The organism is Billgrantia sp. C5P2, assembly GCF_051062895.2.
This window is the reverse complement of sequence record NZ_CM128542.1, coordinates 3,565,893-3,584,892: the sequence shown is the minus strand read 5'-3', so window position 1 is coordinate 3,584,892 and position 19,000 is coordinate 3,565,893. Positions and strand designations below refer to the sequence as shown.

The 19,000-nt window shown below is 64.3% G+C and carries 16 protein-coding genes and 5 tRNA genes; 10 read left to right on the top strand and 11 right to left on the bottom strand.

Going from position 1 to position 19,000, the window contains the following annotated elements; genetic code table 11:
- Window positions 1-9: 9 nt before the first annotated feature.
- Together ACRWQA_RS16535 and ttcA are read left to right on the top strand one after the other, a co-directional pair.
- Window positions 10-639, top strand: coding sequence for a 3'-5' exonuclease (locus tag ACRWQA_RS16535; protein ID WP_434229286.1), 630 nt, complete (start codon window positions 10-12; stop codon window positions 637-639).
- A gap of 90 nt (window positions 640-729) precedes the next feature.
- The gene (gene ttcA, locus ACRWQA_RS16530) at window positions 730-1,671 is read left to right on the top strand and encodes a tRNA 2-thiocytidine(32) synthetase TtcA (RefSeq protein WP_434229285.1); all 942 of its coding nucleotides are present in this window, start codon (window positions 730-732) and stop codon (window positions 1,669-1,671) included.
- 78 nt (window positions 1,672-1,749) lie between these two features.
- Here ttcA and fnr read toward each other — a convergent pair whose 3' ends face one another.
- The 11 genes from fnr to ccoN form a co-directional block, all read right to left on the bottom strand.
- Window positions 1,750-2,496, bottom strand: coding sequence for a fumarate/nitrate reduction transcriptional regulator Fnr (fnr, locus tag ACRWQA_RS16525; protein WP_263582843.1), 747 nt, complete (start codon window positions 2,494-2,496; stop codon window positions 1,750-1,752).
- A 118-nt stretch (window positions 2,497-2,614) separates the two neighbouring features.
- Window positions 2,615-4,030 carry an oxygen-independent coproporphyrinogen III oxidase gene (hemN, locus tag ACRWQA_RS16520; protein ID WP_434229284.1) on the bottom strand — a complete coding sequence of 472 codons (1,416 nt, stop codon included), beginning with the start codon at window positions 4,028-4,030 and terminating at the stop codon, window positions 2,615-2,617.
- A gap of 103 nt (window positions 4,031-4,133) precedes the next feature.
- Window positions 4,134-4,835, bottom strand: coding sequence for a sulfite exporter TauE/SafE family protein (locus tag ACRWQA_RS16515; protein ID WP_263582845.1), 702 nt, complete (start codon window positions 4,833-4,835; stop codon window positions 4,134-4,136).
- Window positions 4,835-5,068, bottom strand: coding sequence for a cbb3-type cytochrome oxidase assembly protein CcoS (gene ccoS / locus ACRWQA_RS16510; RefSeq protein WP_263582846.1), 234 nt, complete (start codon window positions 5,066-5,068; stop codon window positions 4,835-4,837). The genes ACRWQA_RS16515 and ccoS overlap by 1 nt, the downstream gene beginning before the upstream one ends.
- Entirely contained in the window at window positions 5,065-7,539 is a 2,475-nt protein-coding gene (locus ACRWQA_RS16505; RefSeq protein WP_434229324.1) for a heavy metal translocating P-type ATPase, read from the bottom strand. Before ACRWQA_RS16505 ends, ccoS begins: the two co-directional genes overlap by 4 nt.
- Before the next feature lie 35 nt (window positions 7,540-7,574).
- Window positions 7,575-8,084 carry a FixH family protein gene (locus ACRWQA_RS16500; RefSeq protein WP_434229283.1) on the bottom strand — a complete coding sequence of 170 codons (510 nt, stop codon included), beginning with the start codon at window positions 8,082-8,084 and terminating at the stop codon, window positions 7,575-7,577.
- A gap of 5 nt (window positions 8,085-8,089) precedes the next feature.
- Window positions 8,090-9,529, bottom strand: a complete 1,440-nt coding sequence (gene ccoG / locus ACRWQA_RS16495; protein ID WP_434229282.1) for a cytochrome c oxidase accessory protein CcoG — start codon at window positions 9,527-9,529, stop codon at window positions 8,090-8,092.
- Window positions 9,530-9,658: 129 nt separating this feature from the next.
- On the bottom strand, window positions 9,659-10,588 hold the full coding sequence (gene ccoP, locus ACRWQA_RS16490) for a cytochrome-c oxidase, cbb3-type subunit III (protein ID WP_434229281.1): 930 nt from the start codon (window positions 10,586-10,588) through the stop codon (window positions 9,659-9,661).
- Window positions 10,585-10,824, bottom strand: a complete 240-nt coding sequence (locus ACRWQA_RS16485) for a cbb3-type cytochrome oxidase subunit 3 (protein ID WP_263582850.1) — start codon at window positions 10,822-10,824, stop codon at window positions 10,585-10,587. Before ACRWQA_RS16485 ends, ccoP begins: the two co-directional genes overlap by 4 nt.
- A gap of 2 nt (window positions 10,825-10,826) precedes the next feature.
- Window positions 10,827-11,435 carry a cytochrome-c oxidase, cbb3-type subunit II gene (ccoO, locus tag ACRWQA_RS16480; protein ID WP_263582851.1) on the bottom strand — a complete coding sequence of 203 codons (609 nt, stop codon included), beginning with the start codon at window positions 11,433-11,435 and terminating at the stop codon, window positions 10,827-10,829.
- Window positions 11,436-11,457: 22 nt separating this feature from the next.
- Entirely contained in the window at window positions 11,458-12,885 is a 1,428-nt protein-coding gene (gene ccoN, locus ACRWQA_RS16475; protein WP_263582852.1) for a cytochrome-c oxidase, cbb3-type subunit I, read from the bottom strand.
- 163 nt (window positions 12,886-13,048) lie between these two features.
- Between ccoN and ACRWQA_RS16470 the strand changes: the two genes are divergently transcribed.
- From ACRWQA_RS16470 to ACRWQA_RS16435, 8 genes are all read left to right on the top strand, one after another.
- A complete protein-coding gene (locus tag ACRWQA_RS16470) occupies window positions 13,049-13,780 on the top strand; it encodes an alpha/beta family hydrolase (protein ID WP_434229280.1) in 732 nt (243 codons plus the stop codon).
- A 128-nt stretch (window positions 13,781-13,908) separates the two neighbouring features.
- Window positions 13,909-13,984 (top strand) — tRNA-Val (locus ACRWQA_RS16465).
- A gap of 53 nt (window positions 13,985-14,037) precedes the next feature.
- Window positions 14,038-14,114: transfer RNA gene (locus ACRWQA_RS16460), tRNA-Asp, on the top strand.
- A 28-nt stretch (window positions 14,115-14,142) separates the two neighbouring features.
- A tRNA-Asp gene (locus tag ACRWQA_RS16455) sits at window positions 14,143-14,219 on the top strand.
- Between the two features lie 47 nt (window positions 14,220-14,266).
- Window positions 14,267-14,343 (top strand) — tRNA-Val (locus ACRWQA_RS16450).
- A 3-nt stretch (window positions 14,344-14,346) separates the two neighbouring features.
- A tRNA-Asp gene (locus tag ACRWQA_RS16445) sits at window positions 14,347-14,423 on the top strand.
- Window positions 14,424-14,617: 194 nt separating this feature from the next.
- Window positions 14,618-16,654: an FAD-dependent oxidoreductase gene (locus ACRWQA_RS16440; RefSeq protein ID WP_434229401.1), complete on the top strand. Its 2,037-nt coding sequence runs from the start codon at window positions 14,618-14,620 to the stop codon at window positions 16,652-16,654.
- 419 nt (window positions 16,655-17,073) lie between these two features.
- Window positions 17,074-18,996: a PrkA family serine protein kinase gene (locus ACRWQA_RS16435; RefSeq protein WP_263582853.1), complete on the top strand. Its 1,923-nt coding sequence runs from the start codon at window positions 17,074-17,076 to the stop codon at window positions 18,994-18,996.
- The last annotated feature ends 4 nt before the right edge of the window (window positions 18,997-19,000 follow it).

The window sequence follows — 19,000 nt, the reverse complement described above, 5'->3', positions numbered from 1 at the left end:
AGGAACGGTATGTTTCGCGCTCTGCGCCGGGCCAACGACCGTCGGCGGCATGCCGGCGGCGAGTATGGCTGGTTATTCCGCCCCTACACCGGGGATGAGCTGGTGGCCATCGACTGCGAAACCACCGGTGTCGATACCCGTACCGCCGAGCCCGTATCCATCGGCGCGGTCAAGGTGCGCGGTGACAGGGTGTTGACCAGTGAATCGCTGGACCTGCGCCTGAAGCGCCCCGCCACGCTGACTGGCGATTCGATCCGCGTGCATGGCCTGCGTGGTATCGATCTGGATGACGGCATCAGCCTGGACGAGGCGCTGGTGACGCTGCTCGATTTCATCGGCAACCGGCCACTGCTGGGCTGGCGGCTCGACTTCGACCTGGCCATTCTCAATCGCCAGATTCGTCCGCGCTTCGGCTTCGACCTTCCCAACAGCGGCATCGATGTGGCGCAGCTGTACCACCGGCAGCAGCGTCGCAGTGTCATGGAACCCGAACCGCGCGCGCAGCGTTTCGAGGCGGTGGCGGAGGCCTTGGGTGTGCCGGTCATGGGGCGCAATACCGCCCTCGGCGACGCCGTGACCACGGCATTGATGTACCTGCGCGTGGAGCGGGCCGGGATGCAGGACCGCCGCGAGGCCTGACGCGGTGAATCGTCGCCGTGGCGTCGCCTCGGGGCAGAGGCAATGGTAGGATGGCCCCCGTCATCCACCATGCCTTGGCAGCCCGTGACCATGCAAGACGCCATGATTTTCGATCCCCTTGTTGCCGCCGGCCCCGATGCTTGCCAGGCGCCGGGCAATCAGAGCGAGGAGCCCTCGCCGCTGGACGCACTCGATGCCAGAGCCCGGCGTGAATTCAACAAGCTGCAGAAGCGCCTGCGCCGCCAGGTGGGCAACGCCATCATCGACTATGGGATGATCCACGAAGGCGACCGGGTCATGGTCTGCCTGTCGGGCGGCAAGGACAGCTACACCATGCTCGAGATCCTGCGCAACCTGCAGCGCAATGCGCCGGTGAACTTCTCGCTGGTGGCGGTCAATCTCGACCAGAAGCAGCCGGGTTACCCCGAGCATGTACTGCCCGAGTATCTCGATTCCGTTGGCGTCGAGTACTACATCCTCGAGCGCGATACCTATTCGGTGGTGAAGGAGAAGACGCCGGAGGGCAAGACCACCTGCGCGCTCTGCTCACGGCTGCGTCGCGGCTCCCTCTATGGCTTCGCCGAGGAGATCGGCGCGACCAAGGTGGCACTGGGGCACCATCGCGAGGACATCCTGGAGACACTGTTCCTCAATATGTTCTACGGTGGCTCTCTCAAGGCGATGCCTCCCAAGCTGCTCTCCGACGACGGCAAGAACATCGTCATCCGCCCCCTGGCCTACTGCCGCGAGGCGGATATCGCCGAATTCGCCCGGTTGATGGACTTCCCCATCATCCCCTGCAATCTGTGCGGTTCCCAGCCCAACCTGCAGCGCCAGGTGGTCAAGGAGATGCTGGCCGAGTGGGAGCGTAAGCACCCCGGGCGCATCGAATCCATGTTCAAGGCGGTGACCAACGTGGCGCCCTCTCAGTTGGCCGACCGCGAGCTGTTCGACTTCGAAGGGCTCGAGACCAAGCAGGCCCGGTTGCGCGAGCGCCGGATCGACGCGCTGGATCTATCGCGCAGCAACTGATCGGCCGGTTCGTCCTGCCCAAAGAGAGACCCGCCCGGCATTGCCGGGCGGGTCTCTTCGTTCGGGGCGGTTATGGGCTCAGTGTTCGTCCTGCGCCTGGGCCACCAGGGCTTCCAGATTGAGGATATTCACCTCGCGACCGGAGACCTCGACCAGCCCCTGCTGTTGGAAGCGCCCCAGAATACGGCTGACCGTTTCCACCGCCAGACCCAGGTAGTTGCCGATGTCGGCCCGCGACATGGAGAGGCGGAAGCTGTAGGGCGAATAGCCGCGGCGACGGAAGCGGTCCGAGAGGCTGGAGAAGAAGCTGGCCAGGCGCTGATCGGCGGTCTTGCGCGACAGCAGGCGCATCATCTTGCGGTCGTCGCGCAGTTCCTTGCTCATGCTGCGGTAGAGCTGACCGCGCAGCTCGGGTAATTGCTCGGAGAGTGAATCAAGCCGGTCGAAGGGGATCTCGCACACGGTGGTGGTTTCCAGCGCGATCACGCTGCCGGGATAGATCTGCTCGTCGATGCCGTCGAGGCCGACCAGCTCACTGGGCAAGTAGAAATTGGTGACCTGATCGTCACCCGAACCCTCGGTGGTAACCTGCTTGAGACTGCCGGAGCGCACGGCAAAAACGCTGCTGAAACCACTACCCTGGCGGAACAACGACTCGCCCTTCTTCAATGGAGAGCGGCGCTTGATGATCGCATCGAACTGCTCCATGTCCTCGAGTTCCAGAGCGAGCGGCAGGCACAGCGAACTCAAGCTGCAGTTCTGACAGCGGGTTTCATGCAGCAGTGAGCGCCGCTTGCCGAGCGCATTGGCCGCGTTGACCGGCATGCTCCACCTCCTTGATCATCGTCATGGAGGCATTATGGAACATTAATGAAGCAGGTGAAATGCCCCTTGCGACCTTTGGCCGCAATAAGATTAGGCCCGGCCGGCACACTCCGCGTATCTAGACGATACGCGAGAACTGGGTGTCGAGCCTTGGCGGCAGCCGGGCATCGAAGGCCATGGCGAGGTGCCGGATCAGCAACCTCCCGATCGGTGTGGCGACCACCCGATGGCCTTCCACGGTCACCAGCCCGTCACGCTGGGGGAGCTCCAGTCGGGACAGGGCCTCCGTCAGATAGCGAGGGGCATCGATGCCGAAGGTTTCACTCAGCTCGTCCAGATCCAGCGTCATGTCGCACATCAGGCGCTCGATGGCATGCCGCCTGACTCGGTCATCGAAGGTCAGCCGGATGCCCCTTGCCGTGGGCAGTTGGCTGCCGTCGAGGGCGGCCTCGTAGTCGGCAAGGCGGGTATGGTTCTGGGCGTAGACGTCATCGACGCAGGAGATGGCCGAGACGCCGAGCCCCACCAGGTCGCACTGGGCATGGCTCGAGTAGCCCTGGAAATTGCGCTGCAGGGTACCGTTGCGCTGGGCGATGGCCAGGCTGTCGCTGGTTCGGGCGAAGTGATCCATGCCGATGTGCACGTAGCCTGCCTCGGTCAGCATGGCGATGGTGGTGCGCAATATCGCCAGCTTCTCCTCGGGCCCGGGCAGGTCTTCGGCGCGAATACGGCGCTGGGCCGCGAAACGCTGGGGCATGTGGGCATAGTTGTAGACCGAAAGGCGCGCCGGCGCCATGGCGATGACCTGTTCCAGGGTGGCGGCAAAGCTGTCGCGGGTCTGGAGAGGCAGGCCGTAAATCAGGTCGAGGTTGAGCGAACGAAAACCGAGGCGGTCGGCCTCGTCGAGCAGCACCTCGGTAAGGATGCGGGGCTGGACCCGATTCACGGCGCGCTGCACCCTGGGGTCGAGATCCTGGACGCCGAGGCTCAGACGATTGAAGCCCAGTGCCTGCAGGTGGCGCAGGGTGAAGACGTCGGCCTCGCGCGGGTCGATCTCGATGGCATAGTCACGCTCACGGGCACTGGAAAGACCGAAGCGGGCATCGAGGCGGTCGATCAGGTCGCTCATCTGATCGAGGCTGAGAAAGGTCGGTGTACCCCCACCCCAGTGCAGTTGGGCCACCTCCCGCCGCGTATCCAGGTGGGGCTTGATCAGTACCATCTCGCGGTCGAGGCGCGACAGGTAGGGCTCCGCAACGCGGGTGGCCTTGGTCGCGATCTTGTGGCAGGCGCAGTAGTGGCAGCCCTTGCGACAGAAGGGAATGTGCACGTAGAGCGACAGTGGCCTGCCGCCGGCGTTGCTGCGAGCGAGGGCGTCCTGGTAGGCCAGCGCGTCGAAATCGTTACTGAACGAATTGGCGGTGGGGTAGGAGGTGTAGCGCGGTCCATGGGTATCGTAGCGCCGTAGCAGTGCCTCGTCCCAGGGGAAAGGATCGGCCATCTCTCGATGCACTGACATCGCGGGAACGGACATGATGGCACTCCGAAAGGCTAACATTGACACAATTTAGCGGGACGCTGGCCAAGGTGGATTGAGCTGCGTCAAACGAAGTGAAAGTCATGTGCCGGTCAGTTGCTCAATGACCCAACGCAGCATGCGGCAGCAGGGCAACCACCTGCCACAGAGCGAAGGCGATGATGGTGAGCGCGGCGATGGTGCGGGTCGCCGGGTGACGGATCAGCGCACCCAACTGGCGGGCGGCGAAGCCGGTGACCAGCAGCGCGGGCAGGGTGCCGAGCCCGAAAGCGCCCATCAGCGCCGCGCCACGCAGTGGATCCGCGGTGGCCAGGCTCCAGGCCAGCATCGAGTAGACCAGTCCGCAGGGCAGCCAGCCCCATACCGCGCCGAGGCCGATGGCCTGGGGAATCTTCACCACCGGCATCAGCCGCTTGCCGATGGGCTCCAGGTAGCGCCACAGGTGCCTCCCCACGGCTTCCACCCGCAGCAGGCCTTTCCACCAATTGGCGATGTAGAGCGCCATCAGGATCAGCATGACGGCCGCGAACAGCTGCAGCCCGATTCGCGCACTCGAAGACAGTGCCACCAGGGTGCCGAGCGAGGCCACCAGCGCTCCGGCGGCCATGTAGCTCGCGATACGACCGAGGTTGTAGCCGAGCAGCAGCCCGGAAAGCCTGGTGGGACTGCGCATGCTGGGTGGCACGGCGAAGGTCAGCGCGCTCATGATGCCGCCGCACATGCCGATGCAGTGCGCGCCGCCAAGCAGGCCGAAGACGAAGGCCGCCAGGAGTGGCGGCAGGCCGAGTCCAGTGGGGTCCATCAGCGCTCCGCCGAGCCGTCGTCGTCTGCGTCGGCCTGGTGGCGCTGGGTGGCCTGTCGCCGCTTATCGCGTTCCGCCGGCGTCAGGTCGTTCTCGTCCTCATCGAACAGGATACGATGGGCGGGGCCCTCGAGGTCCTCGAACTGGTCGTTCTTGACCGCCCAGAAGAAGGCCCACACGGCCAGGCCGAGCAGGATCAGCGAGAGCGGGATGAGCAGGTAGAGGATGGTCATGCATTCACCAGTTGTGCATCGGGACCCGGCGTCGGGCTGGGACGCAGGCGGAAGCGGTTGAGCCGCAGCGCATTGCCCACCACCACCAGCGAACTTCCCGACATGCCCAGTGCCGCAACCCAGGGCGGCACGATGCCGATGGCGGCCAACGGCAGTGCCGAAAGGTTGTAGCACACCGACCAGATCATGTTCTGGCGCATGATACGCCGTGTGGCACGGGCGATCTCGATCGCCTCGACGATACGCATCAGACGCGGGCTCAGCAACACCGCGTCTGCGCTGGTGCGGGCCAGGTCGGTGGCGCCGTTCATGGCAATCGACACGTCGGCGCCGGCAAGCACCGGTACGTCGTTGATGCCGTCGCCGATCATGGCCACCTTCTCGCCGGCCGCCTGCCGCTCGCGGATGCGTTCTAGCTTGCCCTCTGGGCTGACAGCGGCATGCCAGGTGTCGATGCCCAACTGCTCGGCCAGGCTACCTGCGGCATCGACGGTATCGCCCGAGAGCAGCTCCACCTGGATGCCGCGCGCCTTCAGTGCCGCCACGGTCTCGGCGGCATCGTCGCGCAGCCGGTCGCGCAGGGCGAACCAGGCACGCGGCTCGCCCTCCTCGCCGAGCAGCAGCCACTGGCCGTCGCCCGGGGCGGCGAGGGCATGGCCGGGGGCAACGAAGTCGGGGCGGCCCAGGCGCCATCGCTTGCCGTCGATCACGCCTTCCACGCCCCGGCCGGTGTGGCTCGTCCTGTCGCTTGCCTCCAGCATGGCATCGCGCCAAGGCCGGAAAGCGCGGGCAATGGGGTGCTCCGAATGCGCTTCCAGCGTGGCGCCGATTACCCTGACGCGCTCCGTCGAAAGCCCGCCGAGCGGGCGGGTATCGGTCAGGTGGATTTCGCCGCCGGTCAGGGTGCCGGTCTTGTCGAAGATCACCCGGTCGACCTGGGACAGCGACTCGATGGCATCGGCACGGGTAATCAGTACGCCGCGGCGCCGCAGCTGGCCATGGCCCGCCGTCAGCGCGGTGGGCGTGGCCAGTGCCAGGGCGCAGGGGCAGGTCACTACCAGCACGGATAGCATGACCCACAGCATGCGACTGGGGTCGATGAACCACCAGGCGGTGGTTACGCAGACGGTGACCAGCAGCAGGCGCAGCACGAACAGGTGAGACATGCGGGCGGCCATTTGCGCCAGGCGCGGGCGGCTGGCGAAGGCGCGGTCGGTGAGGTCGACGATGCTGGCCACCCGCGCTGCCTTGCCGGCATGGGTGACACGCACCACCAGCGGGCTTTCGATGTTCTGGCTGCCCCCCGTGACGTGGTCCCCGACGCGGCGGGTCACGGGCAGGTATTCACCGGTGAGCATCGATTCGTCGAGGCTCGACTCGCCCTCTTCGATCACGCCGTCGGCGGGTACGCCGTGGCCGGGTTTGATCACCACGCGGTCGCCTGCAGCGAGTTCGCTGGCGGGCAGGATGCGCTCTTCGCCGTTCTCTTCCAGACGTGTCGCCGAGAGCGGCAGGGCTCCGGTCAGGGCGTTGCCCGTATGGCCGCTGCGTCGCCGGGCGCGGGCTTCCACGTAGCGACCGAAGAGCAGGAAGAAGGTGAACATCGTCACCGAGTCGAAGTAGACCTCGCCGCTGCCCGAGAGCACGGCATAGCCGCTGGCGAGATAGGCGCCGGCGATGGCGATCGAGACCGGCACGTCCATGCCCAGCACCCGCGCGCGCAGGTCGCGCACGGCGTTGCGGAAGAACGGCACGGCCGAGAAGAACACCACCGGCGTGGCCAGGGCGAACGACAGCCAATGGAAGAGAGCGAAGAAGTCCTCGCTGATCTCGCCGGGACCGGCCACGTAGATGGGGATCGAGAACATCATCACCTGGGCCATGCCCACCGCGGCCACGATCAGGCGACGGATGTTCATGCGCTCCTCGAACTGAAGCCGCTGCTGGGCGGCATCCGGTTCATAGGGCTGGGCGCTGTAGCCGATGGCCGCCATCTCGGCGAGGAGTCGCGACAGCTTGAGCCGCGCCGGATCCCAGGCCACGCGTACGCGATGATGGCTGAGATTGACCGCGCTGGAGGTCACGCCCTCCAGGGCATTGAGCCGATGCTCGATGAGCCAGGCGCAGGCGGCGCAGGTGATGCCGTCAACCGCCAGCGTCGCGTGGACCAGGCCGGCGTCCCCCTCGGCATGGACGAACTGACGCTGCAGACCCGGGTCGTCGAAGACCGCCCAGGTCTCGGCCTTGACCGCTTGTCGCTCGTCGGGGCGTTCCGGTAGCTCTGTGCGAAAGCGGTAGTAGCTGGCCAGGCCGCCGTCGACGATGGCGTGGGCCACCGCTTCGCAGCCGGGACAGCACAGGGGGTGGGTCGACTCGTCCAGGGAGATCGACCAGGGAGCCTGGGCAGGCACCGGACTACCGCAGTGGTAGCAGCTCTGGCTCGGTTCCGCCTGGCTGGTGGCCGGGCTCATGTCGTTATGCGTCAAGGATCGTCACTACGCTCGTGTTAGCTGCGCTGCTTGACGCCAGGCGTGAGGCTGAAGCTCTCTTCGCTGGGAAAGCGTGCCTCGCCCACCAGGCGCCATGCGGGTGCTTCGGCACTGGGCTGCAACTGCAGGTACCAGCGATGGCGCAAATTGTCGGGTGCCTGACCCAGGTAGCGACCGTCGCGCACATGCGTCAGCGTCAGATCCTGATCGCGGTCGTCCTGCGTGGGGAAGATCAGCCGCAGGTGGAGCTGCTCTGGGCGGTCCTCGCCATCGAGCTGGATGATGATGTCGCTGGTCAGCGGGTCGATGCGCAGATTGGCGCTGAGGTCGAGCTCATTGGCGCGCTGCTGCTTGGCCAGCACCATGTTGATGGCGCGACCGTGCTCATAGTAGTCCTCCTGGACCATGCCGTCGAAGGAGCGCACCGAGAGCACGGCAAAGGTTGAGCTGACGCCGATCGCCAAGGACAGCAGGCCGAGCAGGAACCACGGCCAGAACTGTTTGTACCAGGGTGTGGGGGTGGTCATGTCGGTCATCTCCGAATATTGCCGATGAAGCGGGCATCGCGCTCGAGCGCGATGCGCTCGTCGTGCTGCGACTGCAACAGCAACTCGATGGGGTGGCTTGGCAGGTCCAGCACGGCGGGGTCGGCAGTGGCCTTCACGGCAAACAGCCGCGAGCTGCCCGCCGGCACGTGTAGCGTTTCGGTATCGAGTTCGAGGCCGGGGAGGCCGCGAGCGTCGAGCCGATAGTCATGGTCCCGAACGTCGAGGTTGCGAACGGTCAGGGTATAGACGTTGCTGATGCGTCCGTCACGCGTCATCTGGTAGAGCTGGCCGCGCTCGCGCTCCACTTCGAAATTGAGCGGCATGCGATCGGCCAGTGTCCAGGCGAACAGGCCGATCATGACAATCAGGGCGGCGAAGTAGCCGAGCAGGCGGGGACGCAGGATATGAGACCGTTTACCTTCCAGCGCGTTCTCGGTGGTGTAGCGAATCAGTCCACGCGGATAGTTCATGCGGTCCATCACACTGTCGCAGGCGTCGATACACGCCGCGCAGGTGATGCATTCGTACTGCAGTCCGTCGCGGATGTCGATGCCGGTGGGGCAGACCTGTACGCACAGCTCGCAGTCGATGCAGTCGCCATGGCCGGCCTCGCGGGCCTCGGCATGGCTCAGGTTCTTCTTGCGCGAGCCCCTGGGCTCGCCGCGGCTGGCGTCGTAGGAGACGATCAGGGTGTCGGGGTCGAACATCACCGACTGGAAGCGCGCATAGGGGCACATGTAGATGCACACCTGCTCGCGCAACCAGCCGGCGTTGAGGTAGGTGAAGACCAGGAAGAAGCCGACCCAGAAATAGGACCAGCCATGGGCCTGCAGAGTCGGCAGCTCGACGGCGAGGTCGCGGATCGGCGTGAAGTAGCCGACGAAGGTGATGCCGGTGGCCAGCGCAATGGCCAGCCAGACGGTGTGCTTGGCCGTCTTGCGCCAGGCCTTGTCGAGGCTCAACGGTTCGCGATCGAGCCGGATGCGGCGATTGCGCGAGCCTTCCAGGCGGTGCTCCACCCAGATGTAGAGAAAGGTCCACACGCTTTGCGGACAGGTATAGCCGCACCATACGCGTCCGGCGAAGACGGTGATGAAGAACAGGCCGAAGGCGCAGATGATCAATAGCCAGGAGAGCAGGATGAACTCCTGGGGATAGAAGGTCGTGGCGAAGATATGGAATTCGCGCCCGGGCAGATCGAACCAGATCAGCGGACGGTCGCCCCAGGTCAGCCAGGGCAGGCCGAAGAAGGCCAGCATCAGGAGCCAGTTCGCGACGCGGCGCACCCGCTGGAAAAGCCCCTTGATCTCGCGTACGTAGATATGACGTCGCTTGGCGTACATCTCCTGCCGGACCGTCGCCTGGGGCGTATGGTGGCCCACGGCTTCGGGGGTCACGTCTCGGGTGGGAATCTTTTCGCTCATGTCGGACTCGCGGCGGGCAACGCTGACCCGCAAGGGGAAGGCAATGAAGAGGGTTTCATTGTACCGAGAGCCCGTCGCGTGACGGGGCAGTGCGACGGTGGGTCGCACTGCCCGCCCGGGCGGGAGTCGTCAATCGCGCAGTCGCAGACTGTAGACGTAGGCGGCGACCAGATGGACGCGCTCTGCACCGATGTAGGCCTCCTGGGCCGGCATATGACCGTTGCGGCCGTTACGCAGGGTCTGACGTATCGAGTCGGCGACGCTCTGACCGGGTGCCTGATAGAGCCAGGTATCGTTGGTCAGGTTGGGCGCGCCCAGTGCCTGGGTGCCGGTGCCGTCGGGCCCATGGCAGGCCGCACACACCGAGGTGTAGACCGCGGCACCCAGTTCGGCGCGCTCGGTGTCGTGCTCCAGGCCGGAGAGCGACATCACATGGTTGGCGACGTTCTCGATGTTCTCCTCGCCGAGTTGTTGCCAGGAGGGCATCAGGCCGTTGCGCCCGCGCACCAGGGTGGTCAGGATCTGCTCCGGTTCGCCGCCGTACAGCCAGTCGTCGTCGGTCAGGTCGGGAAAGCCATAACCGCCCTGAGCGTTGGCGCCGTGGCACACCGCGCAGTTGTTCTGGAAGATCCGCCCGGCAACCCGCATGGCTTCGGCGTCCTGGGCCAGCTCGGGGATCGGGATCTCCTCGTACTGGGCGAAGATCGGCGCGAAGCGTTCTTCAGCCTGGGCGACCTCCTCCTCCCATTGGCCCTCCTGGGTCCAGCCGAGCAGGCCGGTGAAGTTGCCCAGTCCCGGATAGAGCAGCAGGTAGCCGAGCGAGAACACCACGGTGGCGACATACAGCTGGAACCACCAGCGTGGCAGCGGATTGTCGTACTCCTCGATATCGTCGGCGGCATGACCGGTGGTTTCCACGTTGCCGTCGGCGTCCGGCACCTTGTCGGTCTTGCGGTTGGCGTACAGGATCCAGAAAGCGAAGGCGATGGAGCCCAGTGTTATTACGATGATCCAGGCGCTCCAGAACCCGGAAAGGGAGTCATCCCAAAGATTGCTCATGCGTTTTCGTCTCCCCTGTCTTTACGGGAATCGGCTTCGCTTGCCTGCTCGCGGTGCGAGCCCTGCTGCGAGGCGCTGCGGTCTCGGTTCGATTGTTCGTCTTCATCGGCGAAGGGCAGTTGTGCCGCTTCGTCGAAGTCCGGCTTGCGCCGCCGGGAATAAGCCCACCAGACGATGCCGAGGAAGGCGATGATCAGCAGACCGGTGATGATGCCGCGAAAGGTACCGGTATCCATGATCAGCGCGTGCCCTCGAGCACGGTCCCCAACTGCTGCAGGTAGGCGACCAGCGCCGTGATCTCCTGCTGGCCACGGACCTCACGCGTGGCGCCCGCGATGTCCTCGTCGGTGTAGGGCACGCCGAGGCTGCGCAGGACTTCCATCTTGCGCGGGGTGTCCTTGCCGTCGAGGGTGTTCTCGAACAGCCAGGGATAAGCCGGCATGATCGACTCCGGCACCACATCGCGCGGGTTGTACATGTGAGCGCGGTGCCAGTCGTCGCTGTAGCGCCCGCCGACACGAGCCAGATCCGGCCCGGTGCGCTTGGATCCCCACAGGAAGTTGTGCTCGTAGACCGATTCGCCGGCCACGCTGTAGTGGCCATAGCGCTCGGTCTCGGCGCGGAACGGACGCACCATCTGCGAGTGGCAGCCCACGCAGCCTTCGCGGCGATAGATGTCGCGGCCTTCGAGCTCCAGCGCGGAGAGAGGACGCAGCCCGTCGACCGGCTCCGTGGTCTGTTTCTGGAAGAACAGCGGCACGACCTCGGCCAGGCCGCCGAAACTGATCGCCACCAGGATCAGCACGGCGAGCAGACCCACGTTCTTTTCGACAATCTCGTGTTTCATTGGTGTCGGTTTCCCCGGTTGCTCAGGCAGTCTGCGGCAGCGGTTGCTGGCCCAGGGCCTGGCTGCGCTTGACGGTCATGAAGACGTTGTAGGCCATGATCAGCATGCCGAGTACCCAGCACAGACCGCCGATCAGGCGCACGATGTAACCCGGGCCGCTGGCCTCGACGGCCTCGATGAAGGTATACATCAGCGTGCCGTCGGGGTTGATGGCGCGCCACATCAGGCCCTGCAGGATGCCGTTGACCCACATGGCGGCGATGTAGAGCACGGTGCCGATGGTGGCCAGCCAGAAGTGCACGGCGATCAGCCCGACCGAATGCATCTCGGTGCGGCCGAACAAGCGCGGAATCAGGTGGTACATGGAACCGATGGTGATCATTGCCACCCAGCCCAGGGCGCCGGCATGCACGTGGCCGATGGTCCAGTCGGTGTAGTGGGACAGGGCATTGACCGTCTTCACCGCCATCATCGGACCCTCGAAGGTGGACATGCCGTAGAACGACAGGGCCACGACCAGGAAGCGCAGGGTCGGATCGGTGCGCAGCTTATGCCAGGCGCCGGAAAGGGTCATCATGCCGTTGATCATGCCGCCCCAGGAGGGCGCCAGCAGGATGATCGACATCACCATGCCCAGCGACTGCGCCCAGTTGGGCAGTGCGGTGTAGTGCAGGTGGTGCGGGCCGGCCCACATGTAGATCATGATCAGCGCCCAGAAGTGGACGATGGACAGGCGGTAGGAGTAGATCGGGCGCTCCGCCTGCTTGGGCACGAAGTAGTACATCATGCCGAGGAAGCCCGCGGTCAGGAAGAAGCCCACCGCGTTGTGCCCGTACCACCACTGCACCATGGCGTCGATGGCGCCGGCGTAGATCGAGGTCGAATACATCGGGCTGACCGGGATCGCGGCGTTATTGACGATGTGCAGTACCGCCACCGTCAGAATGAAGGCGGCGAAGAACCAGTTGGCCACGTAGATATGGGAGGTCCTGCGCTGCTTGATCGTCATCATGAAGACGATGGCATAGCTGACCCACACCACGGCGATCAGGATATTGATCGGCCACTCCAGCTCGGCGTACTCCTTGGTGGTGGTGTAGCCCAGCGGCAGCGTGACGACCGCGGACAGGATGACCGCCTGCCAACCCCAGAAGGTGAAGGCGGCGAGTCGGTCCGAGAACAGCCGTGTCTGGCAAGTGCGTTGTACCACGTAATACGAAGTGGCCATCAGCGCGGAGCCGCCGAAGGCGAAGATGACTGCGTTGGTGTGCAGCGGGCGCAGGCGGCCGAAGCTCGTCCAAGGCAGGTCGAGGTTGAGTTGCGGCCATACCAGTTGTGCGGCAAGGATGACACCGAGGAGCATGCCCACGATGCCCCACACCACTGTCATGATCGCGAACTGCCGAACTACCTTGTAGTTGTAGGTCGGATGCTCTAGTGCTGTGCTCATGTCAGGTTCCCGTCGAACGCGTATCGAGAGCTCGCGGTGGCGCTGGCCACGTCGAGATTCCCGGTTGAGGGTGATGCAGGTCAGAAAGCAGGGCGGATTCTAGCGCAGCCGCCTGGCAGACTGAACCAAGGATACAGGCGAAACTCGTATAGGAAATTGACGCGTGTCTAACTTTGCTCGATTAGATCCGGTAGCCATTGGTTTAATCCAGGAGTGCGAACAGGGGACCGTTCGGCAACCTGGGCGCTGGTTCGTCGAGGGGCTCGGCCCGCTGGAAGTCAAGGGTAGTGGACGCGCCGGACGCCTGCTGATCGCCCATGGTGCGGGGGCTGGGCAGCATTCGCTTTATATGCGCCGGTTGCGTGATGCGCTCGCCGAACAGGGGGTGCAGACACTGGCAGTGGAGTTCGCCTACATGCAGCGCATGCAGCAAGAGGGAAGGCGGATACCGCCGCCACGCATCGACCATCTGGTAGAAGAATTGTCCCGCTGGTGCGACATTCTGACACATCCGCAAGGAGGTACCCCGTGGCTCGGCGGGAAGTCCATGGGAGGACGCGTGGCCAGCCTCTTGGCGGCACGCCGGCGAGCTGCCGGCCTGGTGCTGTGTGGCTATCCTTTCCACCCGCCGCGAAAGCCCGAGAGGTTGCGCCTGGCACATTGGCCGCAGATCACCTGCCCCACTCTGGTGGTGCAGGGCAGCCGAGACCCCTTCGGCACCCGCGAGGAGGTTGCTCATTATGATCTGGCCGGACAGAGGCGACTGCACTGGGTGGAGGATGGCGACCATGACTGGAAACCGCGACGACGATCGGGCCGTACACAGGCGGAACTGATCGAGGAAGGAGCGACCGCTATCGCCACCTTCATGCAAGCGCATGGGGCGCCAGGATAACCAATGTTACGGATGGTGCGGGCTGCAGCAACTTTCGCCTCGAGAGCCTGCGTTGTCGATGGCGTTTTGCATGGCCAGGGCATTGACAACCAAGCCGATCCCTGTAGAATTCAGCGCCACGTGACCAGGGGTGGTTAGCTCAGCTGGGAGAGCACCAGCCTTACAAGCTGGGGGTCACAGGTTCGAACCCTGTACCACCCACCATCGCTCTCGGCACCAAGCGATAGCGAGCGGTGATCACGTAGGAAGCATGCAGCGGACCGGTAGTTCAGTCGGTTAGAATGCCGGCCTGTCACGCCGGAGGTCGCGGGTTCGAGTCCCGTCCGGTCCGCCATCGTTTCCGCCGCTGTGTCATCTGTTGTGGACCGGTAGTTCAGTCGGTTAGAATGCCGGCCTGTCACGCCGGAGGTCGCGGGTTCGAGTCCCGTCCGGTCCGCCACGATGACCTGGTTTGGCAAGTCCTCATCGCAGCAGTGCGATACCCGTGGGTGATTAGCTCAGTTGGTTAGAGCACCAGCCTCACATGCTGGGGGTCACTGGTTCGAGTCCGGTATCACCCACCACGCGGACCGGTAGTTCAGTCGGTTAGAATGCCGGCCTGTCACGCCGGAGGTCGCGGGTTCGAGTCCCGTCCGGTCCGCCATTCGATTTCAAGACCCGAGCCACGGCTCGGGTCTTTTCGTATCGTCTATACTCCCTCCGTCTTCTTGCCTCGCCCGGCGTGCATGAGCCGCAAGGCTGCCGTCAGAAGCGCAAGGTGTCCTTCGTCTTTTGGCGGATGCCTCGCTTTTCCTTTGCGCCTGTCGCCCGGCTATCATACAGTTGTTTGAAATAACCGTGACTCGACCCAAGAAGGAGTTCGGCGTGCGCTATCCTCATCTTTTCCGTCCGCTCGAGGTGGGCCACCTGACGCTGCCCAATCGTGTGCTGATGGGCTCCATGCATACCAATCTCGAAGAGGCGCCGAATGGCTTTGCACGTCTGGCGGCCTTCTACGCCGAGCGTGCCCGCGAGGGCGTGGGTTTGATCGTTACCGGAGGCATCGCTCCCAACGCGGAAGGCGCTGTGTTCCAGGGTGCCGCCACGCTGGAGCGAGCAGAGCAGGTGGCCGATCATCGTGGAGTGGTCGAGGCGGTGCATGCCGAGGGCAGCCATATCTGCATGCAGATACTGCATGCCGGTCGCTACGCCTACTCGCCCGAACTGGTGGCGCCGTCACCGCTCCAGGCGCCGATCAACCCGTTCGTTCCGCGCGAGCTCACCGACGAGGAGGTGGAGCGCCAGATCGACGCCTACGTGCGCTGTGCTTCCCTGGCCCGTGAAGCGGGCTACGACGGCGTCGAGGTGATGGGGTCCGAGGGCTACCTGATCAACCAGTTCCTCTGCCTGCGCACCAATCAGCGCGATGATCGCTGGGGCGGGCCGCTCGAGAACCGCATGCGCTTTGCGGTCGAGATCGTGTCGCGCATCCGTGAAGCGGTGGGCGACGATTTCCTGATCATCTTCCGCCTGTCGATGATCGACCTGGTGGAGGGAGGCAGCACCTGGGAGGAGGTCGTGACCCTGGGGCGTGCCATCGAGTCTGCCGGGGCCAGCCTGATCAACACCGGTATCGGCTGGCACGAGGCGCGTGTGCCCACCATCGTCACCAGCGTGCCGCGGGCGGCCTTCACCGAGGTGACACGGCGTATGAAGGCCGAGCTCTCCATACCGCTGATCACCACCAACCGTATCAATATGCCCGAGGTGGCCGAGCGTGTGCTCGCCGAAGGGCATGCCGACATGGTCTCCATGGCGCGCCCCTTCCTTGCCGACCCGGCCTGGGTCAGCAAGGCGGCCGAGGGTCGAGACGACGAGATCAACACCTGCATCGCCTGCAACCAGGCGTGCCTTGACCACACCTTCCAGGGCAAGCTTACCTCCTGCCTGGTCAATCCCCGGGCGTGCCATGAAACCGAACTCGTGATCGAGCCGGCCGAGACGCCGCGTGACGTCGCCGTGGTCGGTGGCGGCCCGGCGGGCATGGCGGCGGCGCTTGCCGCCGCCCAGCGTGGTCATCGTGTGGTGCTGTTCGAGCGCACCGGCGAGCTGGGCGGTCAGTTCAACCTGGCGCGCAAGATTCCCGGCAAGGAAGAATTCGACGAGACCCTGCGCTACTTCAAGGTAATGCTCGCCAAGCATGGCGTCGCGGTGAGACTCGGCAGCGAGCCCGATGTCCACACGCTGCGTGGTTTCGATGCCGTGATCCTGGCGAGCGGAGTACGGCCGCGACGCCTCGAGCTGCCGGGCATCGAACACCCCAGGGTGATGAGTTATCCCACGGCGATCCTGCATCCCGAGCGGGTCGGACGGCGGGTGGCGATCATCGGTGCCGGCGGCATCGGTTTCGACGTGGCCGAGCTGCTCACCCACGTGGGCCATCCCTCGCTTGACCGCGAGGCCTGGTGCGCCGAGTGGGGCGTTGACCTCGGCGTATCCGAGCGCGGCGGCATTCGCCCCCCGGAGCGCCCCGAAACGCCGCGCCAGGTCTATTTGCTGCAGCGCAAGCGCTCCAAGCCCGGCAAGGGGCTCGGCAAGTCCACCGGCTGGGTGCATCGGGCGTCGCTGCGCCATCGCGGCGTCGAGGCGCTGGCCGGCTGCGAGTACGTCGGTATCGACGACGATGGCTTGCATATCCGCCACAACGAGGAGCCACGCCTGCTCGAGGTCGACAGCGTGGTGATCTGCGCCGGCCAGGACCCGGTCCGCGAGCTGCTCGAGCCGCTTCAGGAGGCCGGCGTGGCGGTGCACATGATCGGTGGCGCCGACGAGGCCGCCGAACTCGACGCCAAGCGCGCCATCGATCAGGGCACCCGGGTAGCGGCAGGATTGTAATGGGCAGCGTTGACAGCAGAATTCGTCAGGGCGGCTAAGCTGAAGAAATCATTTGCTGTCCTTGACGACCTTATGACAACACGACGGCCGGTCAAGTGACCGGCCGTCGTGTTGACGGCCAGCAGGTTCGAGGCATTTTTCGACGTTGGACCTGACGCCATGCCGCGTGGCATGTGCCTTCGGAGCGCCTCATCCTGATTGATTCGACGCCGGCGGGGCTGGCGCGGCTGCGTCCTAACAGCGTTTAATTCATCTTCATTCACTCATCGAACCCTTGGCGTCCCCGGCGTTCTCATGATTATCCTTACCTTGCGTTGATTCTTTGCCACCCACACCGTCCCGAAGTGTCTAGGCTGATGAGTAACCCAAGTGGGTCATCCGGTCGGGTGGCCAACAGGGTAGGCAAACAGGAGGCTTCGATGAGCATCTTCGATCATGTGCAGAACCGCTTCTCTCGTGTCCAGCAGGAGGAAATGAGCCTGCAGGAGTACCTGGAGCTGTGTCGTGAGGACCCCATGGCCTACGCCAGCGCCGCCGAGCGGATGCTGAAGGCCATCGGCGAACCCGAGGTGATCGACACTGCCAAGGATGCGCGGCTCTCCCGAATCTTCTCCAACAAGGTGATTCGCCGCTATCCGGCCTTCTCCGAGTTCTATGGCATGGAGGAGGCGATCGAGCAGATCGTGGCTTACTTCCGCCATGCCGCTCAGGGGCTCGAGGAGCGCAAGCAGATCCTCTACCTCTTGGGGCCGGTGGGCGGTGGCAAGTCGTCGCTGGCCGAACGGCTCAAGCTGTTGATGGAACATATCCCGTTCTACGCCATCAAGGGGTCGCCGGTCTTCGAGTCGCCACTGGGGCTGTTCTCGCCCGAGGAGGACGGCGAGCTGCTCGAGAAGGAGTACGGCATCCCGCGCCGCTACGTGAAGAGCATCATGTCGCCCTGGGCGGCCAAACGGCTCAAGGAGTACGGCGGCGACATCTCGCAGTTCAAGGTGGTGCGGCTGTATCCCTCGCGGCTCAACCAGATCGCCATCTCCAAGACCGAGCCCGGCGACGAGAACAACCAGGACATCTCCTCGCTGGTGGGTAAGGTCGATATCCGCCAGCTCGAGCTCTATTCGCAGGACGACCCGGATGCCTACAGCTTCTCCGGCGGCCTGTGCAAGGCCAATCAGGGCTTGATGGAATTCATCGAGATGTTCAAGGCACCGATCAAGGTGCTGCACCCGCTGCTCACCGCCACCCAGGAGGGCAACTACAACCCCACCGAGGGCATGGGAGCGATTCCCTTCGACGGTATCGTATTGGCTCACTCCAACGAGAGCGAGTGGCAGGCGTTTCGCAACAACCGCAACAATGAGGCCTTCCTCGACCGCGTCTACATCGTCAAGGTGCCTTACTGCCTGCGCGTCACCGAGGAGATCAACATTTACAAGAAGCTGCTCGAGCATTCTTCGCTCGATCAGGCGCCCTGTGCTCCGGACACCCTGCGCATGCTGGCGCAGTTCACGGTGCTCTCGCGGCTCAAGGAACCGGAGAACTCCAGCATCTACTCGAAGATGCGCGTCTACGACGGCGAGAACCTCAAGGATACCGATCCCAAGGCCAAGTCGATCCAGGAGTATCGCGATTCGGCGGGCGTCGACGAAGGCATGGACGGGCTCTCCACGCGCTTCGCCTTCAAGATCCTGTCGAAGGTGTTCAACTTCGACAACCACGAGATCGCCGCCAACCCGGTACATCTGCTCTACGTGCTGGAACAGCGCCTCGAACAGGAGCACCTGCCGAAGGAGACCTTCGAGCGCTACCTGCGCTACATCAAGGAGTTCATGGCGCCGCGCTATGTCGACTTCATCGGCAAGGAGATCCAGACCGCCTATCTCGAGTCCTACTCCGAGTACGGCCAGAACATTTTCGACCGCTACGTCACCTATGCCGACTTCTGGATACAGGATCAGGAGTACCGCGACCCGGAGACAGGCGAACTGTTCAACCGCCAGGCGCTCAACGAGGAGCTGGAGAAGATCGAGAAGCCTGCCGGCATCTCCAACCCCAAGGACTTCCGTCACGAGGTGGTCAATTTCGTGCTGCGCGCGCGGGCTCAGAACAACGGCATGAACCCGAGCTGGCAGTCCTACGAGAAGCTGCGTGGGGTGATCGAGCACAAGATGTTCGCCAACACCGAGGAGTTGCTGCCGGTGATCTCCTTCAACGCCAAGGCCTCGACCGCGGACCAGAAGAAGCATGAGGACTTCGTGGCCCGAATGAAGGACCGTGGCTATACCGAGAAACAGGTGCGGCTGCTCTCGGAGTGGTATCTGCGGGTGCGTAAATCGCAATAACCGG

Coding starts and splice junctions, on each gene's coding strand:
- ccoN (WP_263582852.1), bottom strand. CDS start 12,885: ATGAGCACAGCACTAGAGCATCCGACCTACAACTACAAGGTAGTTCGG.
- hemN (WP_434229284.1), bottom strand. CDS start 4,030: ATGTCCGTTCCCGCGATGTCAGTGCATCGAGAGATGGCCGATCCTTTC.
- ACRWQA_RS16435 (WP_263582853.1), top strand. CDS start 17,074: ATGAGCATCTTCGATCATGTGCAGAACCGCTTCTCTCGTGTCCAGCAG.
- ACRWQA_RS16515 (WP_263582845.1), bottom strand. CDS start 4,835: ATGGACCCCACTGGACTCGGCCTGCCGCCACTCCTGGCGGCCTTCGTC.
- ACRWQA_RS16485 (WP_263582850.1), bottom strand. CDS start 10,824: ATGGATACCGGTACCTTTCGCGGCATCATCACCGGTCTGCTGATCATC.
- ACRWQA_RS16500 (WP_434229283.1), bottom strand. CDS start 8,084: ATGACCACCCCCACACCCTGGTACAAACAGTTCTGGCCGTGGTTCCTG.
- ccoG (WP_434229282.1), bottom strand. CDS start 9,529: ATGAGCGAAAAGATTCCCACCCGAGACGTGACCCCCGAAGCCGTGGGC.
- ccoO (WP_263582851.1), bottom strand. CDS start 11,435: ATGAAACACGAGATTGTCGAAAAGAACGTGGGTCTGCTCGCCGTGCTG.
- ccoP (WP_434229281.1), bottom strand. CDS start 10,588: ATGAGCAATCTTTGGGATGACTCCCTTTCCGGGTTCTGGAGCGCCTGG.
- fnr (WP_263582843.1), bottom strand. CDS start 2,496: ATGCCGGTCAACGCGGCCAATGCGCTCGGCAAGCGGCGCTCACTGCTG.
- ACRWQA_RS16535 (WP_434229286.1), top strand. CDS start 10: ATGTTTCGCGCTCTGCGCCGGGCCAACGACCGTCGGCGGCATGCCGGC.
- ACRWQA_RS16505 (WP_434229324.1), bottom strand. CDS start 7,539: ATGAGCCCGGCCACCAGCCAGGCGGAACCGAGCCAGAGCTGCTACCAC.
- ttcA (WP_434229285.1), top strand. CDS start 730: ATGCAAGACGCCATGATTTTCGATCCCCTTGTTGCCGCCGGCCCCGAT.
- ccoS (WP_263582846.1), bottom strand. CDS start 5,068: ATGACCATCCTCTACCTGCTCATCCCGCTCTCGCTGATCCTGCTCGGC.